The sequence below is a fragment of the Bacillus sp. HMA207 genome, from assembly GCF_003402455.1.
GTDB classification, from domain to species: domain Bacteria; phylum Bacillota; class Bacilli; order Bacillales; family Bacillaceae_G; genus Bacillus_A; species Bacillus_A cereus.
Window position 1 is genome coordinate 2,172,322 of record NZ_BEZT01000001.1, and the last position, 17,302, is coordinate 2,189,623.

A 17,302-nucleotide genomic window follows, 5' to 3' on the forward strand; every position below is an offset into this window, starting at 1 on the left:
AAACCTAAAAGTCTAAGTTTCTTTTTGCTTCTCTATCTTGATACTCGGTTGTATAACGATACGTACCGCGTGCAACGTCTCTTCCTTCTAAACTAACAGGTACTTCCACAATTAAATCACCACCAAGCATTGGAATTACTCCACCACCTGATGAACCAAAAGAGTTATTAATGACTTGATTTGATACACTATTTGTCATGGCTTGTCTACTGTTTGACATACTTCCATACACACCACTCATGACAGACTTTAATCCGGATAGCTGATTCATAGAACTAGCCATCATACGACTCATATCACCCATTAATTGATTTATTTCTCCTGATATAGCAAATTGTTGTCGCGGCATGGCTGCTACGATTCCTGCGCCAATATCTCCAAGTGTCTTTTTATTCAATGGTAAAACCGCTTCTTTTCCGGCTTCTCCTGCACCTTGCAAGTTTCCACCATTCATTCCAAAGATAGTGGGTTTAGTGAAGATACCACCTTTTGCACGCCAATCTATATTTAGTCCAGAAGGGAATGTAATATCTTTTCCTAAAATATTTTTTGTACTAGTTTGCAAGCTAAAGTGTGGAAGAGGTGGCATCTCAGGTTTAGGAATCTTTAACTTCAAGTCACTAAAGAAACTCTTGATTTTCCCTATAAACTTTTCTACACTGTCAACTGCATCTTTTATTGGATCAATAATAAAACGTTTAGCTGCTTCGAATTTTTCTTGTGCCGCACTCTTTACGGAATCGAATTTTTCTTTAGCTGAATTATATAAATCAGTGAATTTTTGTTTGGCTTGATTATACGTCTCAGTGACAGGATCAATTACATATTTCTTCACTAAATTCCAAGCTGTAAGTGTATAAGATTTTATAGATTCCCAGTTGCTTAATATCCAATTTGCTAATTCACCAAGTTTTTGCTTGGTTGTATTCCACAAGTCTTGAACAGGTTGAATTACATACTGTTTAACCAAATTCCAAGCCATAAGAGTATACGATTTAGCAAGTTCCCACTGTGAGCTTAACCAAGAAATCAAATCACTGAATTTTTCTTTTGTTGTACTCCAAGCTTCCTGGACTGGCTGAATAATATATTGCTTAAGTAATCCCCATGCAACTTGAGCCACGGCTTTTGCAATTTCCCATTGTGTACCAAGCCATGTAACCATTTCGCCAATTTGTTTACTCACCCAATTGTAAGCTTCTTGGATTGGTTGAATAATATACTGACTTATCGCTGCCCACGCAATTTGTACACCTGCTTGGATTAATAACCAACCTGCCTCTAGGACCGTAGAAATCAATGAAATGATAGGGTCTAAGACCGTAAGTACAGTATTCCACGTTTCCTGCCAAGCTTGTACGAGTGTTCCCCACAATTCAGAAGCTGTTGTAACTAAAGAAGTCCACCAAGAAGACGCCGTTTCAACAATTCCGGACCATAAACTACTAAAAAATTCACCTATCGGATCAAAGAAACTATGCATCATTTCAGTGAATGAAGCCCAAGCTCCAGAAAAGAATTCAACAATAGAATTCCAGGTAGTACTACATATCTCACCTATACCTGTCCATAAATCGCTGAAAAATTGACCTATCGGATCAAAAAATGCATGCATTGTTTCTAAAAATGAATTCCATGCTTCACTAGAGGATTGAACGATGCCATTCCAAAGTTCTATTAAATATTCTTTAATAGAATTCCACATATCTATAGTCCACTGTTTTATAGAATCCCAATTTTTATAAATAGCAATTCCTAGAGCCACTATAGCTGCGATAATAATAGGGACAATAGCAACAAGTCCGGCTGCTGCTAAAGCTCCAATTTCAAAAAAGCTCATGACTGTCATGACTATAGGAGCAAGCGCCATAATTGCACCTGAGATTATACCAATAGCCATTGCGACAGCTGTTAATGTGGCTGCTAACTTTGGATTGTTTGAAACCCATTCAGCTATTTTGGAGATGACATCCGCTATGACACTAAGAACTGGCTGAAGCGCAACTTGTAAATCCTGCATCGCTTTTTGAAATTTAACTGCTGGGTTTGCATCCATTTTCTTAATAGAATCATTCAGTTTATCTTGTTGCTTCCCAAAATCTACTGTTTTCTCTTTCGCACCTAGCAAAGTATTAATTATGTTTTGCCCTTGATCTTCATACATTGTTCCGAAAAACTTAACACCTAATTCATTACGCTTTGTTTCATCATCAACTTGCGATAGAGCTTGTGCAATCTCGGTCATTGCTGCTGAACCTTCTTTACCACCATTAGCTACAGCTTGACCCCATTTTTGAACTTGTTCTGCTGAAATTTGTGTACCTTCAAGGGCTTCTGTCATTGCTTTATCGACACCTTGACCGAATTCAGCCGCTTTTACACGACCTTCTTTCAGTCCATCTAGCAAATTATCGATATTCCAGGTTCCTGTTTCAACCCCAGCTGCCATAATAGCTTGTACTTCTTCAGCGTTGTATCCTGCTCGCGTTAACTGACCACCATATTCGGCGATAATATCTAATTGTTCCGGTGGAAAACCCATTTTTAATAAGGCATCAGCCATACCAAGAGCACCTTCTTGTGAAATGCCTAATTCATTACCGATTTCATTCGTTTCTTGAATTAATTCAGTAAAATCAATGCCAGCATAAGCATTAGAAATAACAGCTGCACTCTTTACGAAAGAAGCATTTGCTTCATCACTAACATCTTTATTCAAAGCCCATTGTCTTCTTACACCCTCAAGTGCTTCTTCTGCATCTAATCCATAGGCTGAAATTCCTCTCACAGCATCCTCTACTGATTTTTTTGAGGATTCAGGAACATCAAATCCTATTTCAATTTTTGTTTTTAACTTTGACATATCAAGTGCTTTTTCAACAGCTGCTGCCATTCCGCCACCAGCTGCCATTCCACCGATAACATTTTCTAATCCAACTTTTAGACCTTCAAACTTCTTCTCAGTTCTTCCGGCTTCTTGTTGTAAATCCCTCAGTTCATTTCGTACTTGCTGAATTGAATTACCAGCATCTACAGATCGTAGTGCTCGCTGTAATTTCTCTATATCTGTTTCTGCCCCTAACGCTTCACGGCCAATAATTCCAATCGCTTGCTCTAACTGACGACTTGTAGCTGTTCCATTTCGAATTGCATTCACAAGACGATTTCCTAATGCTCCTGCAAAATCATCAACGCTTTTTCCTGTAGCTCTAAACAATGTTTCTAATTGCCTTGTAGAACTCGCTACATTCTCTTGCTCAGCTTTCATGTTTCCGAGTTTATTTTTCAGACCATTAAGCGATCCTTCTGTAAATTCAATTTCACGTCTGAATGCACGATATTGTTCTTCAGAAATTTTACCGTTTTGAAATTGAGCTTGTACTTGTTGTTCCGCTGCTTTCAACTTATCTAGCTTTTGCGTTGTATTTTCTATTTGTTGTGTAAGTAATTTTTGTTTTTGAGAAAGTGCCTCCACATTACCAGGATCGAACTTTAACAAACGCTCGACATCTTTTAGTTCCTTAGCTAAAGAATCGCTTTGTTTATTAACATCTTTTAGAGCGTTTTGTAACGGTTGAGTGTTACCATTAATTTCAATCGTAATCCCTTTAATTCTTCCTGCCATTTTCTCACCCCTTTCTTAGAATGAATCGAAGTCTTTTTGACCTGCTTTTCTAACTTTTTCTTTATCTGGATTCTCTAACTCAGCGAATTCAGCAATGTAATCAAAGCAATCACCTACGGTCATTTCTTCTAAGTCACCATGTGTTAAATTTGCTTTATAACAAAGAGCAAGAAACAATTCAGTGGTAAATTCTTCATCACTGAATGTCCCTTGCTCTCCATTGTTTTTCTTTATTTTTTTTTTGCTCCCATAGTAACCTGAACTAATTCCATAACTTCAGGCATAATTTCTTCAATTGGGAATTCTTCAAATCCATCTAGCCATGTCATAGGATCAGGAATATTTGGATCAGCCGTTTTAGCATATAACCAAGTTAGGTCATAAATAAGTTCAAAATCTACATTACTTAAATCAACATTAGACATATCAAGAGGTTGTTGTGAGCCATCTGGTGAAGTTAATGTACTAATTGCCCCTAAACCCATCAAATCTGCAAATAAATTACGTCTGAATTGTGCTTTATATCGTTTAACTGTTGCTGCTGTAGCTTTTAATCTAACTTGTTTTCCATCTATTGTAATTGTCTTTTCCATTCACTTACGCCCCTTTTGCTAATGCAGGTACTTTTGTATACACTTTTTTGTACCAATTATCATAGATTTCTTGTTTTGATTTTGTTGTAGTTTTCGTTTTAACCATACGTTTTCCATTAATATCAATAGGGCTTGATACAAATTTAAGCTCATTTGTATTTGGCTCCGCTGAATTAGTTTTCGTTTTAGATGCAATCGTTGGACGACTTGCTGAACAGTTAAACATAACATGTCGAGTCGCTCGTACATCGCCATCAAATTCAAACAATAAAGCAAATGGTTTTCCTTTTGCGTCAGCTAATTCATTTAATACACCGTCTTCTGCGTCTAATTCCTCTCCTAATGCATCAACTGCAAATTGCTCTGGAATAGTCGCAATAGATAACGTCCCATCATAACCTTGGTTATTACTTGCTGCGTAGTAAAGCATGTCATCTGCATAGAACTCAATTAAATCCCCTCGTGGATCAAATGTTAATTCAACCGCACCTGGTAATCGTATCGGTGTACTAAATGTAACTACACCATCTTTAATGTCATAGAGTGCATAGTGGACATTTTTCAGACCGAAAGCTACTTTATTTTCATTCATTTATATCAACCTCGTTTCATATATTTTTTGATACATTTTTTCAGATTCAATAAATGTCCCATACGAGTCATAAGGTATCTCATGATCGTCCAGGACCTTTTCAAGTTTTGCTTCTGTGACTAAATCTTTTTTAGTTGTATAAAGCTCTATATTTAAATCATTTATTTTGTGATACACCTTGTTATCAGCCATTAAATTTGCTGATCCATCCACAAGGAAACATATATATGGTGGCGCTGGAACTGGGTTACCTGGTGTTGCTGTGAAATGCGAATAAGCCACAGGATATCCTGTAGCTTCAAGAATTTTTATTAATTCACCTAATGTCATTATTCAAGCGCCCTTTCAATCCGTCTTGGTAATTCATTAATTACATACTCTTCAACTGGACGAATATGCACTTGAGCCGGAACACGTCCACCGCCAACTTTCGCATGTCCCTTTTCTAAAAGATGTGTTAATTGTCCTTGAGTATTATGAATAACAACACCATTATCTTCTTTTTTCTTACGCCACCCTTTACGGTAAGCACCTGTTTTTTTAGGACTATTTTGCTTTAATTTATTCACAGCAACATCAGCAACTTCTTCCTGCGCTGTCAGTAATTCTTCTTCCACAACATTTGCATATCTTTGCAATTCTCTAGCAAGTTCGCTCGCAAAATCATTCATATTAAACATGCTCCTTTGCGATAATAGTCAATGTTTGATACAATTCATCATCATTCATTGGCGGTTCGATAATGTCAAAGATACGATCCTTCATTTTAATTCGCATTAATTCTGTAATTCCTGTTGTATAGGGAATTACAAACCGATAAATTCGTGTAGACTGTGAAGCCGAAGCTTCAATGTACTCTGAACCTTTTACCGTTTTTATCATTGCCCATGCTTTTTTTACTTCTTGCCAATTACCTGTTTCAACTTCTTGATTCAAATCATCTTTTATTACTTCAGGTTGCTCAATGATAATTCGATTTCTACAATCACCTGTATTCAGTGGTTTTTTGTACTGAAAAGGACGCATATTAATCACCGTCCAATTTAATTTCTTCTAATGCTTTATCGATACCTAAACTATTAATCTGACTTAAAAAATTCTTGTCAAAATACTCTAATGCATCGTTATAAACATAACGAGAACGTTCAAAGACTAATTCTTTGAACTCCTCGTCTTTATTTACATCATAATTCCCACAAACCCTAATTAATGCCTTGTTAGACGTAGAAAGGATGCGCTTTAGGTTACCATCTTCCTCATCCCCTAAGTGCATCCTATCTTTAAATTCCTGTAATATTTCATTTGAAATTACTGTTTCCATTTACATCATTCCTTATTTAGTTGCTGGTGGAGTTGGTGGTGTAAATGAAATTTCTAAATCGTAAACAAGAGCCGCTTTATTATCTTTCGGTTTCCCATTAGCAAATTGTTTAATTGTATAAAGAGTAGCATCTTCGAAAGCTAATGTTTGATCAAATTCTTTTAGCTTGTATCCACCTGCGATTGCAGCAATATATTGTCCTTTTACAAAGAATAATGCTTTACCAACAGGAACTTCCTCACACTCTACAGGTTTAATGTTATAAGGCAATGCCATTACCCATTGACCTGTTGCGGTCTGGATTGTATTACGTGCTTGTACGCCAATCGCATCAATCGGGTTAACTACCATTACAATTTTATTTAATACTTTTCTGGATTTCCCTTTCGCATCAACAGATAAAGCTTTTACTACTTCATAAAGTTCGCCTGCTACAATTTCCCCTTTATCAGAGGGAGCAAATGTTAATTTGCCAGAAGATTTTTTATCAGTAACAGCGCCTGTTTCTGGATTTACATCTTTCATTAAACCAACTGGTTGATGTGCTACAGATCCGCCACCATTAATAAAACCAAATTCTAGACCAACAGAATATGTTTCTACTAAAACAGTTCGAACATAGCGTTCAATCCATTCCGGCCCAAGTTCCTTCATATCATTCGGAATAGCTGCGAATGCAGTTAATTTAAGTTGGCCAATTTTTTCTTGTTTGAAGATAGCATCAATTTGTCCACGGATTTCCCCGAATAATTCGCCCCATACATACGCCTTCGTTGCATCAGAGTAAATAAACTTCGTAACTGCTCCTAAGTCTTGCAAACCAATTTCAGCTAATAAGGGATGTTCTGTAACTAAATCTTCAAACACACGCTCTTGCGTCGTTACAGGAAGGATTGAGCCATCTGTAAATCCACCTTCTTTAACAACTGCATTAAAGAATGTTGTTTCTGATGAAGTTAAAACATTTTGACCACGTTGCTGTAAAATGGAACGATCAAGCATATCGTTATTTACTTGTTCACGAACTGTATTTGCTACATCTGTTTGTAGTGCATCAAAGAAACCTTCAAACGCTGACGTCTGTTCTTGTTCTGTGCTTTCCGCGTTAGTTAAAGTATCCGTCAATTTTGCTTTTGCCTTATTAAATGCTTCAGATTTATTAAATTTAATAACCATTATGTGTTTCCTCCGTTTTTTATAATTTTAAAAGGAGCCCTTTAATCCCACTGTTTTTTACAGGTTTAGGATTCGGCTCCTTTGGTTGTTCTTCTATATTGTTTTGTAAATCATTCAGGATTTCATTTTTCAATCCTGATAATGCTGCATTTAAATCTTCTTTTGTAATTCCTTGGCCTTTGTTCATGGTTCCATTTCTAAAGCCATCGATTACTTTCTGCGGAAGCATGGCAGCAGTAGCCGTTGAAGCCGTCATTTTAACTGGATTCTCCATAAACATGATTTCATCCGCGAAATTGCTTTCTAATGCTTGTTGCGGACCCATCCAAGTTTCTTCAGCCATCATGTTAAGTAGTTCTTCCTCAGATTTACCACTTTTAATGACATAGGCATTTACAATTGCTCGATCTGTTATTTTTAACATCTCGGCTGCCTTTTCCATGTCACGATGATCTCCACCATGCCACTTAGCAGCGTTGTGAATCATGATTTTTGCTGTTGGAGAAATTCGAACTTTATCACCAGCCATCGCAATTACAGAAGCTGCACTTGCTGCCAAACCAACAATTTGAACTTCTACATGACCAGGATAATTTTTTAATGCTGTGTAAATTTCCGAACCCTCATCTACATAACCGCCAGGACTATTGATCGATACAATTAAATCCTCACTATTTGCATTATCCAGTTGTTTTGTAATCTTACCTGGGCTTGTCGCATCTATTTCAAACCAATCATAAATCCAAGCTTCATCATTCGAAATGATTGGCCCTTTAACGTCAATTTTCACCGTCATTTGTATTCTCACCTCCTTCAGATTCAGTTAGTTTCGTATAGTTTTTCGTAATATGATGTGTATTTAAGTTAGGATCATCAGAAACTTCATATCCTACTTCTAATCGAATCTCATTCCCTGTAAATGCACTTGAAGAAATGAGTTTATCGATGCTTGTCGCAAGATCAAATATGCTTTGATAAGAAACAGCTTTAACTTCAATTTTTTGTCCTGAAAGATACTCTTCTTCTTCAAAAAATTTAACGTTTGCTTCATCAGAAAGCTTTTTTAATAGAGGTTTCACTGTGAAAAGCATATAATTTTTCGTTTGCTTCTCCACATCAGCCATTTCGCCATATATCAAAGCAGTTGGAATACCAAAAGCCATTGCTACTTGATTTAAGAAGCCATTTGTTACTTTATTAATTTCCTCCACACTCTGCCCAGAACTCGCTCCACCTGACGTTTCAGCATACTTAAAACCTGGTTGTTGTGGAATGATAGCGACATCTTTTTCTCCAATCGCTTTGTACATGTTATCAATAAACTCTTGCAGTTTTGATTGATGTTCTTTGCTCTTTGCAGCGAGCATGTCCATATCAACTGTTCCGCGAATTTGATTCTTACGTTTTTGAGAACTTAATATTCTACCGAATAAATCACCATAATCAGTAAACAAACCATCGATAAGAGGTGATAACTTATCATTCCTGTATCTTAAATGAATAACTTCACTTTGTTTAAAACTTCTCTTAAACTGATAATCTTTTACAGTGACATTTGTAAAAGTATCTTCAAACACAGCATATTCATTATGTTCAAAGTCATCAGCAATAAGTAAATCGCCATCATCCGCTTGTATAATCAAAGCTTCATTATCATAAATAAGTTTGTAAATGAAACTCTCCCAAAAGGTACTTGCTGTCATATTCTTATTCGGTCTGACATTTAATCGATAGTAAAGCTCATCCTTTTCAAATTCTTCACCATTTTTCACTCTAAATTCTGACTGACTAATTGTTCTCCCTAAAAAGGATATACAGGTATCAATCGCCAGTCGCTTCATGTGTACTCTATTGGCTTTCTCAATAAACATTTCCACATCAAACATAAATCCTACTTCACTATTTCTTTTAAATACTGCATCTAGCCATCCAATGATTATCACCCCCTTTATTAGAATTTAATACCATCTAACATAAAGTCGAATTCATCCACAAGAATGTTATCCGCTTGCCATAGCGCATGAATAAAAGCTTGAAATCCATCTGTTTTACGCTTAAATTCATCTTTTTTCAGATACTCTTTGTTGCCGTCTTTTTTGATGTGGACGTAGACGTTGTTAGTGTACCAACGCATCAATGGATTATCTCCAAAAATAATGCGATTGTTTGCAAACAACGTTTCAACTCTTGGTGCTAAAAGAGAATGTATTGCCTTTGGATTACGGATATACAACAATATAAATCCTTCAGCTTCAAGTGCCGTTTTGACAAGATCAAGGCGGAATGTATCGGCTACAATCGTATTAACACCGTATAACTCACGCATTTTTACAAACCAATCTACAATGTGAGAGATATTAATAACTGGTTCATCCACAATAGTTAGTAAGCCATTTTCAGCCCATTCATATATAGGTGCTTTTAATTTCACCTTGTCCAAAAATCCTTTACGTACAAATGAATGACCTTTCCATATATAATCTTCACCATGTTTAAAGAGTAGACCAACCGCAGCAAAGTCTTTAATGCTGGCGAAGTCGAGTCCACCTACAGCTACTTTATGTTTTAAATCTGGAACCTCTCTGAGCGTTTCCCCATCTTCTTCAAAACCAGTACGCATGATTTCTTCCCATGAAGCTACAGACTTTGTTAAATCTGTTTCAGGATAATTCATACGTTTTGTTATGAATTCTTCACGGTTTGAAGGATTATTTTCTAATTGTTTATATTGAGTTAATACCTTTTTAAATAATTGTTTAGCATAAGAACTTCTCGGCTCGCTAAACATCGGATTCGCTTTTTCCCATACATCAGGATTATCAATTTCTTCTGGATTATCTATCTTGCAAATGAAAGGGAATAATGGATCTTCTAAATCTTTCCCCTTTAGAATATTCATCGCCCGCTCTTTTGTTTTGTCCAGGAATCCATCGCGGACAAAGCCATCTGTACCAATAAAAAATTCTCTAGCATTTGGCACTTTTCCAAGTCCACTAGAGAATACATTTACTACATCAAAGTTTTCATATCGATGTATTTCATCGTAAATAACACAACCGTCACGAAGTCCATCCTTAGAACCAGCATTAGATGTATGATATTGAATAATGCTTTGCGTATCGTTACTCAGTATCTCTACCTTGGTTCGATAAAACATATCTTCTAGTATTTCTTTTCCTTTAATAGCATCATAGACTTCACGAAAAGAAACTTTGGCCTGTTTCTCGTTGTTCGCCACAATTGAAACATTGTATCGATCTATTCCGTGCAGCGGACTAATAAAGAAATGGCATAATGATGAAATTAAACCGTTTTTACCACCACCACGAGCCATCATAATTAAAAATTGCTCGTAAAAAACAGAATCATCTTCTTTATAGAAAAGAAAAACGAATGCTGTTAGGAACTTTTGAAATGCTTGCAATTCAAAGTACCATTTCTCAGTGAATTTTATATAGTCCTCATGCATTTCATTATCGAAATACAAATCATCGCGTATTAAAATGTATTTCTCCAGGTACTCAATTAGCATTATGCGCTCTTTATTCAGCTTAATTTTCCCTGCGCGATACATCTCAATATATTCAGTGACATAATTATTTTGAATCATGTTAAATCTTTAACTGAGCGCACAGGTTTTGAAGGAACTTTCTTTTCTTCTGCCGATGCTTCTAATCCAAGTGCATCTAAAATCTTTATCATTCGATCATTTGTTTTATGTAAATCATTAATAGAAGGATTGGATTTCGGACCATGCATGCCAGATACTTTTATTCCTGTTTCTTCAATATCATCAACAAGAACACACTTTAAATCCCACAACGATAAATAGTCTTGAATTAAGTCAGTATAATGATTACCTACAATCTTTTTTTCTTTTAATTGATTTGTTAGATCCTTTTCAATCCTTTTTCTCATTGTTTCACGCTTCACTCTAGCCACAATATCCCTCCCTTCTGATTTACATCGTTTTCCAATTTGATATAACGCGCGAATTTGGTTCTAAATTTGAAAAATCGACCCCCTCCTCCGGTGCCCCTTAGAGCATTTTTTGATGAAATATTTTAAGGGGGGGTGCTATCTTTAAATTGTTTTACCACTTTTCATCATGTTTCCATTTATTTTGTTTCTTTTCGTAAACTCTTCCATGTTCTTTGTTATGACAATTCACACAGACTGTTTCAAGGTTATCAATATCAAGTGCAAGTTCTGGATGATATTCTAGTTCTTTTATATGATGGACAACTAACTGTATCTTCTTACGCTTTGCACTTTCGCTGTACTCATTGGTATCTGTTTGAACACGACCGTTACGTTTACATTCCTGGCACTCATAGTTGTCTCGCTTCTTTATTTGTTCGCGTGTACTCTTCCACTCACCACTGTCATAGAACTTACGCTTCTGTTGTTTGGTTTTATATTCTTTCATAACCGATACAACTCTACCTGTTCTCCCGCAATAGGATGATTATGTTGGATGATTTCAGTATTGCAACACTTATTATCAGTTGGTACATGTTCAACATGAATATATGTCCGATTAATCTTATCCATCGATTGTGCTTCCCAATCAAATGCAACACGTAACTTTCTATCTATCTGTTCGCCTTTGTAATGAACTATTGGTACAGCATCTATATCTTTTAATGTAATCGTTAGTAATGGTTCTTCATTATCTTTTATATCATCCGATTGTTTGTACTTCCCTAACTTAAACATACCTACAAATGCATCATTACATTTCGGACAAACAGTTACTTCTTGATATTCTTCCTTAGATGGATAATTAACTCTATCCTGATGACCACTCGCTAAACATTTAGAAGTATGGTAATAGTTAACCTCACACATCTCCCCTCACTCCTTATGCTGATTTTTATAAAATAAAAAAGCATCTCTAATTGAGATGCTCTACATTTAATTTGTTACTCCACTTATTCAATGAATTATAGATTTCTAATGCTTCTTCACTTTTCATTTCATGAATACGTTTAATTCGATTTATTTTCCTAAAGCATTGATATATCGACATAACATCTGCAACAAATACTAAATCGTTAATTTTATTTAATTGAGGCTTAATTTCATTATATGTATCCTCTTTAAAATCATATTCACTAATGATATAGCCACCAACTAATGTCTCATCCGATTTATTTTTGAAAGCCTGTATTACTCCAGTTGAGATTATCTCTAGATTGCCACTTATCTCAGAATATAAAAACGTCTCAATAAATCTCCTAGACAATCTCTCTTCTTCTTTTTTTGCTTCTGCTGCATCATTTTGCGCTTTTTCAATTTGAAGTTGCGATCCTTTTATTGCACCATAATAAGCCGCTACTGCCGATATAATGCCCACAATAACTGTCACAATACCACTTATAATTGCGACGATAATATTTGGATCCATTAAATCACCCCCTTCCTACAATTATACATTAATAATACATTTTAATATTAATAAATTTGATTATCGTAATGACTTTTTAATTTATTTCACTTTTTAAATTTTAAATTCACTCATATTACTAAACAATTTATCTAATATATCAAACATTTCGCCTAGTGTTCTTCCGTCAAAAATAACAACGTGCATCACTTTCAGCTTCCTTTAAAATAAAAAAGCACCCGAATGGATGCTCTTTTCACTTGATTATTTATTAATATAAAGTACGTTTTTCAGGCATAATGTTCTCCTTTGTTGCCCTTTTTTTATGTGAAAATGTTTATACTTCATCAAGTAATTTAATTAAATTATATAATTCGTTTCCAACTTGACTTCTTATAAATGATGCACCATCATCAAGCCAGCGAGTTCCCCCTGTACTCAAAATTTGCAAACTATTTATTCGTAGTAAAGAAGACTTTAGTATTTTATATTCCTCATCTTGTCTAAGTTGCGGATCTAATAAGTCTTCTCTTTCAGCGAACACATTTATTGGTAAATCCAAGTACACACATGCAGTATTTACAGCTTCCTCATTTGGATATAACTCAAAATACACATACACTTTCTTGAAATTTTTCAAATCCCAATCATTCATATTTTTTAATCCGTTGATAAGAATCCAATCATTATAATCAAATTCTCTTTGTCCATCTAGCACTTGACCAGCTATAATTCCTAAAATTTTTGAAGAAATATCAGATACTGTTTTTGTCGCCTCTTCTAAAATATCTAGTACCAAAATTCTATTAGCATCTTTATCTAATAGACCATTTAATTTTTGCAATTCGTCAGAAGTAAGATCTTCTCTTGAGAATATCTTTATAGCTAATCCTTGAAGAAATTGTTTACACTTATGTTCTCTTCTTTTATTCATCAAATTATTTAGAAAACTAACATAAGGACTATATTCAGAAAGTGTATCAACCACTTCATGTCCCTTCCCTAAAAAGTCCCCAACGGTATCAATTACCTCTTCTGGTGTATTGAACGAATCTAACTTATCTTTAAAACCCATCATATTCCCCCCTATATATTAGATAATCTAATTTTATACCATTTATATACAGGAATAAATTATAAATGAGCAACCGTGTACCAGTTTCTTCTTCTTTAATTTCTTTTTTATTACTATATAAATACGGTAAATGAAGTTTTATTCTTCTTCCAATCACTTAATGCCGTTATATTCATCCGCTTCAACAATATTAAGTAACTGAAAGAAGAGCAAAAGCTCTCCCTAATAACGGTACCATTCAATCATTACCATCTGCTGGTTTCGGATTTTATGTGCCATCATTATGAAACCGTTTAAACAACATATAGTTTATAAAGGAACATTTATGAGTTGTGTTTTCCGCCACTTCTCACAATACAAATATATCACGTTAATTCCAAAACAACCGGCATATTTCCTGCCAAAAAGCGGTCACGACTCTGCCACTTATCTTTTATGTAAATTTCTTAATAGTTGTATAGATTTTGGAATCCCTGTTTCTAATTCACTTTTATCATATTCTAATTTTAATTCTTTCCTTAATTGTTGATATTCTTTTACCACTATTTTAATTAACTCTTCAACCTTTTCATGGTCACCACCACCTGATTCCGTACAACTCCGAATATAAGCATCTAATTCATTTAATAATTTAAAACTTGCATATGAAGAATTCTCCAAGGTAAATTCAATCATATAATTATCATTAATAAATGGTGGTGATCCTGCATCAGAAAAATATAATTCTTTTGCACCATTACGTCTGCCATGTGTCCTTATCAAAGACAACCTAGCGTTTATTATCATATACAGTGGTGAGTATAATTCTTTGAATTTTTCTTTTCTCTTCCTTTTTCTTTCTTTTCTAGGTTCAATGACAAAGTGCAATAACACAAATGTACCCAAAGCAACTATTGCTGGGACAGTAAATGTTGAATCAACTCCCATATTTCCACCTCAATCCATTACATTATTTAATTTCTATATTAAGTATATTAACATACTACTCCACTTACCCATATCTTATATTTTGTGTAACTAATCTAAATGCTACAGCCTTTGATATCCATAGCTTCATAACACTTCCTCTTTTGAGTTACACAACACAATAAAAATGAGTAACTGTATAGAATGGGGTAGAATAACATGGCCACCAATTTAAAATTTTAATGTACTCCAAAAATAAAAATCCACTGCATTTAATTACTTTAAATAGTCAGTGAATTTTTATTTTATTAGCTTGATAGTGGTGAAATACTGCCAGAATTCCAAAAATTTTGTATGCTAAGAGAATTTCAACCTAAAAAGTTGGATTCCTATGAGTTAAATAAAATGAATAAAGTCTTTTACACTCTCTTCTTTAAGAACGTTTCCATAATATCCTTCCTGAACCTTTCATAATCAAACTGAAAAGCTACATTATGCGTTTTATAGCCTGGATTAGTAACAAAACGAAAGTCTGCAATGCTTTGACCAAACCCTTCCCCTTGATCAGGAATTACTTTAATGGGTACTCTCGAAAGGCTAACAGCCTCCCTATTTAACAAATACCACACTGTTACAAAATCATGCATAGGACTTCCACTTATACCTGGATTAGACTTGGAGTAAAAATTATAATAATAATCTAACATAGGTTTAATGATAAGCCCTGCAAGATCCTGTGTATTCCGATGAAATGCATCAATTTGCTGGACCATTTCGGGTGTAACAATCGCATGTTGGGTCACATTTAAAGGAATAATTGTCAAGTTCTTTGCATGTTGCAGAATTAAGTTTGCTGCATAAGGGTCTGCGTAAAAATTAGCTTCAGCCACAGCAGTTACGTTACCCGGATAGAAAAAAGCTCCCCCCATGCAAATGCATTCTCTTACATTTCGCATTGTTTCTAAATTCAATACAAAAGTTGTAGCTAGTGAAGAAAGTCTTCCTAAATTGATAATTGTAAGTTCTTCTAAATTCGATTCTATAATTTGATAAATATCATTTAAAGGATAAACTGGATATGAAATTTCAGGTGGAATAATAGGTCCTAATCCAACTTTTCCATGTACCTCAGGGAAATACTGAGTCAATATACCTGTCAATGGTACAGAAGCACCCAGGAATACAGGTATTTCTTCTCTTCCCGCAATGTACTTTAAATAGTTAATATTTCTTATTACATTTTCTCTTGATACATTTCCATAATCGGCCACGATTCCTACAAGTTGAATGTCTTTACGAAAAAAGGTGTAGAGTATAGCAAATGCATCATCAATCCCTAAATCTGTAAACAGGAGAACCTTTTTTTGCATATCTCTTCCTCCAAAATTTATAGAATTCTACTTTCGCCAATGATGTAGTGATTAGACTACGCTTGTATATATATTTTTTATGTATTCTTAAAGAGTGGATTCTATTCACTTGAAATAGCTTTGCTCATCTAAATTTGATTTTATGTTCAAGCGTAAGTTTCGGTTCTTAAGTCGATAAGCATGTGTTGTTATCCTTGAATAAAAAAAGCAATGATTAGATTTTAAACCTATTCATCGCTTTATCCATTGCATCTTGGTTTACTCCTATATATCTCAAAGTTACGCGTTCACTTGAATGATTGAATATCTCCATTAGCAAGGCTATGTTCTTTGTCTGCATGTACATATGATAACCGAACGTCTTACGTAATGTATGCGTTCCAATCTCGTCTATGCCAAACTCTGTTGCTGTACTACTAAGTATTTTATACGCCATGCTTCTTCCAATTGGTCGATTCTTTCCTTGCCTGCTCTTAATTAAATACTCATGGTCTTCCATATCTTCAATGTACCACTTTAATTCTCTTCTTAATGCTGCAGTAATCTGAATACGTTTCTGCTTCCCCGTCTTCATTTCACGCATGGAAATATGACTTCCCTTTAAATCTCCAACCTTCAATTTTAGAATGTCACTTATACGTAAGCCCGTATTGATTCCCATTACAAACAAGATATAATTACGTTCACTCTTTTCTTTTAAATACTCTTTAATTTGTTGTATTTGCTCTGGATCACGTATCGGTTGAACAAAATTCATTATTTATTACCTCCAGTTTCTACTGTCTCATAAACTTCTAATCCTAGTGCAAAAGCAAGTTTATAAAACGCTTTAGACTTCCAACGTCGATAAGTGCGCTCTGACATCCCTATCTCGTTATAAACCATGTAGTCACACACATCCTCTTCTTCTAAATAACGTTTATAAATAATATCTCTTTGAATACTTCCTGCACGTCCGTTTCCTAATCGATTTAGAAACTGATCAATACGTAATGACATTTTTTCAAGCCACTCTTCTCTTTTGCTTTGCTGAATATTTACTACAGCAACATCTTCTAATGGTTTTCCAACTGTATGTGTAGGACCATGCTCACGTATTTCATAAGAAGGAGTGACTTTCATTTCTTTACGCATCATCCCGAATTGTCTATGTATACGTATGCTTTCCAACACACCTTCTAATTCCGCTTGTGTCGCCGTTCTGTCAATTTTTGATAAGAAAGATAATTGTTTAGTCATGTAAGACCACTCCTTT

General features: G+C 34.9%; 21 protein-coding genes. All 21 read right to left on the bottom strand.

Annotation, left to right across the window (positions count from 1 at the left end):
- Positions 1–4: 4 nt before the first annotated feature.
- The 21 genes from HMAS_RS11385 to HMAS_RS11480 all read right to left on the bottom strand — a co-directional run bounded on the left by HMAS_RS11385 (position 5) and on the right by HMAS_RS11480 (position 17,286).
- Entirely contained in the window at positions 5–3,625 is a 3,621-nt protein-coding gene (locus tag HMAS_RS11385; RefSeq protein WP_116344825.1) for a DUF2207 domain-containing protein, read from the bottom strand.
- 15 nt (positions 3,626–3,640) lie between these two features.
- On the bottom strand, positions 3,641–3,802 hold the full coding sequence (locus HMAS_RS27920; RefSeq protein WP_086401731.1) for a hypothetical protein: 162 nt from the start codon (positions 3,800–3,802) through the stop codon (positions 3,641–3,643).
- A 53-nt stretch (positions 3,803–3,855) separates the two neighbouring features.
- Complete coding sequence (locus HMAS_RS11390; RefSeq protein ID WP_086401730.1) at positions 3,856–4,218, bottom strand: hypothetical protein; 363 nt, start codon at positions 4,216–4,218, stop codon at positions 3,856–3,858.
- A gap of 4 nt (positions 4,219–4,222) precedes the next feature.
- Positions 4,223–4,810 carry a major tail protein gene (locus HMAS_RS11395; protein WP_086401729.1) on the bottom strand — a complete coding sequence of 196 codons (588 nt, stop codon included), beginning with the start codon at positions 4,808–4,810 and terminating at the stop codon, positions 4,223–4,225.
- Positions 4,811–5,140 carry a hypothetical protein gene (locus HMAS_RS11400; protein ID WP_116344826.1) on the bottom strand — a complete coding sequence of 110 codons (330 nt, stop codon included), beginning with the start codon at positions 5,138–5,140 and terminating at the stop codon, positions 4,811–4,813. It lies immediately after the preceding gene.
- A complete protein-coding gene (locus tag HMAS_RS11405) occupies positions 5,140–5,481 on the bottom strand; it encodes an HK97 gp10 family phage protein (RefSeq protein WP_061457258.1) in 342 nt (113 codons plus the stop codon). Before HMAS_RS11405 ends, HMAS_RS11400 begins: the two co-directional genes overlap by 1 nt.
- Position 5,482: 1 nt before the next feature.
- Positions 5,483–5,836 carry a phage head closure protein gene (locus tag HMAS_RS11410; RefSeq protein WP_061457257.1) on the bottom strand — a complete coding sequence of 118 codons (354 nt, stop codon included), beginning with the start codon at positions 5,834–5,836 and terminating at the stop codon, positions 5,483–5,485.
- A 1-nt stretch (position 5,837) separates the two neighbouring features.
- Entirely contained in the window at positions 5,838–6,131 is a 294-nt protein-coding gene (locus HMAS_RS11415) for a hypothetical protein (RefSeq protein WP_086401727.1), read from the bottom strand.
- 12 nt (positions 6,132–6,143) lie between these two features.
- Entirely contained in the window at positions 6,144–7,307 is a 1,164-nt protein-coding gene (locus HMAS_RS11420; RefSeq protein ID WP_098213917.1) for a phage major capsid protein, read from the bottom strand.
- A gap of 19 nt (positions 7,308–7,326) precedes the next feature.
- Positions 7,327–8,103, bottom strand: a complete 777-nt coding sequence (locus tag HMAS_RS11425; RefSeq protein WP_116344827.1) for a head maturation protease, ClpP-related — start codon at positions 8,101–8,103, stop codon at positions 7,327–7,329.
- Positions 8,087–9,250: a phage portal protein gene (locus HMAS_RS11430; RefSeq protein ID WP_414635040.1), complete on the bottom strand. Its 1,164-nt coding sequence runs from the start codon at positions 9,248–9,250 to the stop codon at positions 8,087–8,089. Before HMAS_RS11430 ends, HMAS_RS11425 begins: the two co-directional genes overlap by 17 nt.
- Positions 9,251–9,258: 8 nt before the next feature.
- Positions 9,259–10,917 carry a terminase TerL endonuclease subunit gene (locus HMAS_RS11435; RefSeq protein WP_000615714.1) on the bottom strand — a complete coding sequence of 553 codons (1,659 nt, stop codon included), beginning with the start codon at positions 10,915–10,917 and terminating at the stop codon, positions 9,259–9,261.
- On the bottom strand, positions 10,914–11,249 hold the full coding sequence (locus HMAS_RS11440; protein ID WP_000124848.1) for a P27 family phage terminase small subunit: 336 nt from the start codon (positions 11,247–11,249) through the stop codon (positions 10,914–10,916). The genes HMAS_RS11435 and HMAS_RS11440 overlap by 4 nt, the downstream gene beginning before the upstream one ends.
- A gap of 151 nt (positions 11,250–11,400) precedes the next feature.
- Positions 11,401–11,736, bottom strand: a complete 336-nt coding sequence (locus HMAS_RS11445; RefSeq protein ID WP_116344828.1) for an HNH endonuclease — start codon at positions 11,734–11,736, stop codon at positions 11,401–11,403.
- Positions 11,733–12,158, bottom strand: a complete 426-nt coding sequence (locus tag HMAS_RS11450) for a hypothetical protein (RefSeq protein ID WP_116344829.1) — start codon at positions 12,156–12,158, stop codon at positions 11,733–11,735. The genes HMAS_RS11445 and HMAS_RS11450 overlap by 4 nt, the downstream gene beginning before the upstream one ends.
- Positions 12,159–12,204: 46 nt before the next feature.
- Complete coding sequence (locus HMAS_RS11455; RefSeq protein WP_116344830.1) at positions 12,205–12,717, bottom strand: hypothetical protein; 513 nt, start codon at positions 12,715–12,717, stop codon at positions 12,205–12,207.
- Positions 12,718–13,033: 316 nt separating this feature from the next.
- The gene (locus HMAS_RS11460; RefSeq protein ID WP_162871150.1) at positions 13,034–13,774 is read right to left on the bottom strand and encodes a hypothetical protein; all 741 of its coding nucleotides are present in this window, start codon (positions 13,772–13,774) and stop codon (positions 13,034–13,036) included.
- Positions 13,775–14,197: 423 nt separating this feature from the next.
- Positions 14,198–14,698 carry a hypothetical protein gene (locus tag HMAS_RS11465; protein ID WP_116344832.1) on the bottom strand — a complete coding sequence of 167 codons (501 nt, stop codon included), beginning with the start codon at positions 14,696–14,698 and terminating at the stop codon, positions 14,198–14,200.
- 398 nt (positions 14,699–15,096) lie between these two features.
- Positions 15,097–16,047: a nucleoside hydrolase gene (locus tag HMAS_RS11470; protein WP_001170296.1), complete on the bottom strand. Its 951-nt coding sequence runs from the start codon at positions 16,045–16,047 to the stop codon at positions 15,097–15,099.
- Positions 16,048–16,261: 214 nt separating this feature from the next.
- Positions 16,262–16,804: a site-specific integrase gene (locus HMAS_RS11475; protein ID WP_046392735.1), complete on the bottom strand. Its 543-nt coding sequence runs from the start codon at positions 16,802–16,804 to the stop codon at positions 16,262–16,264.
- Complete coding sequence (locus HMAS_RS11480) at positions 16,804–17,286, bottom strand: ArpU family phage packaging/lysis transcriptional regulator (protein WP_046392734.1); 483 nt, start codon at positions 17,284–17,286, stop codon at positions 16,804–16,806. The genes HMAS_RS11475 and HMAS_RS11480 overlap by 1 nt, the downstream gene beginning before the upstream one ends.
- Between the last annotated feature and the right edge of the window lie 16 nt (positions 17,287–17,302).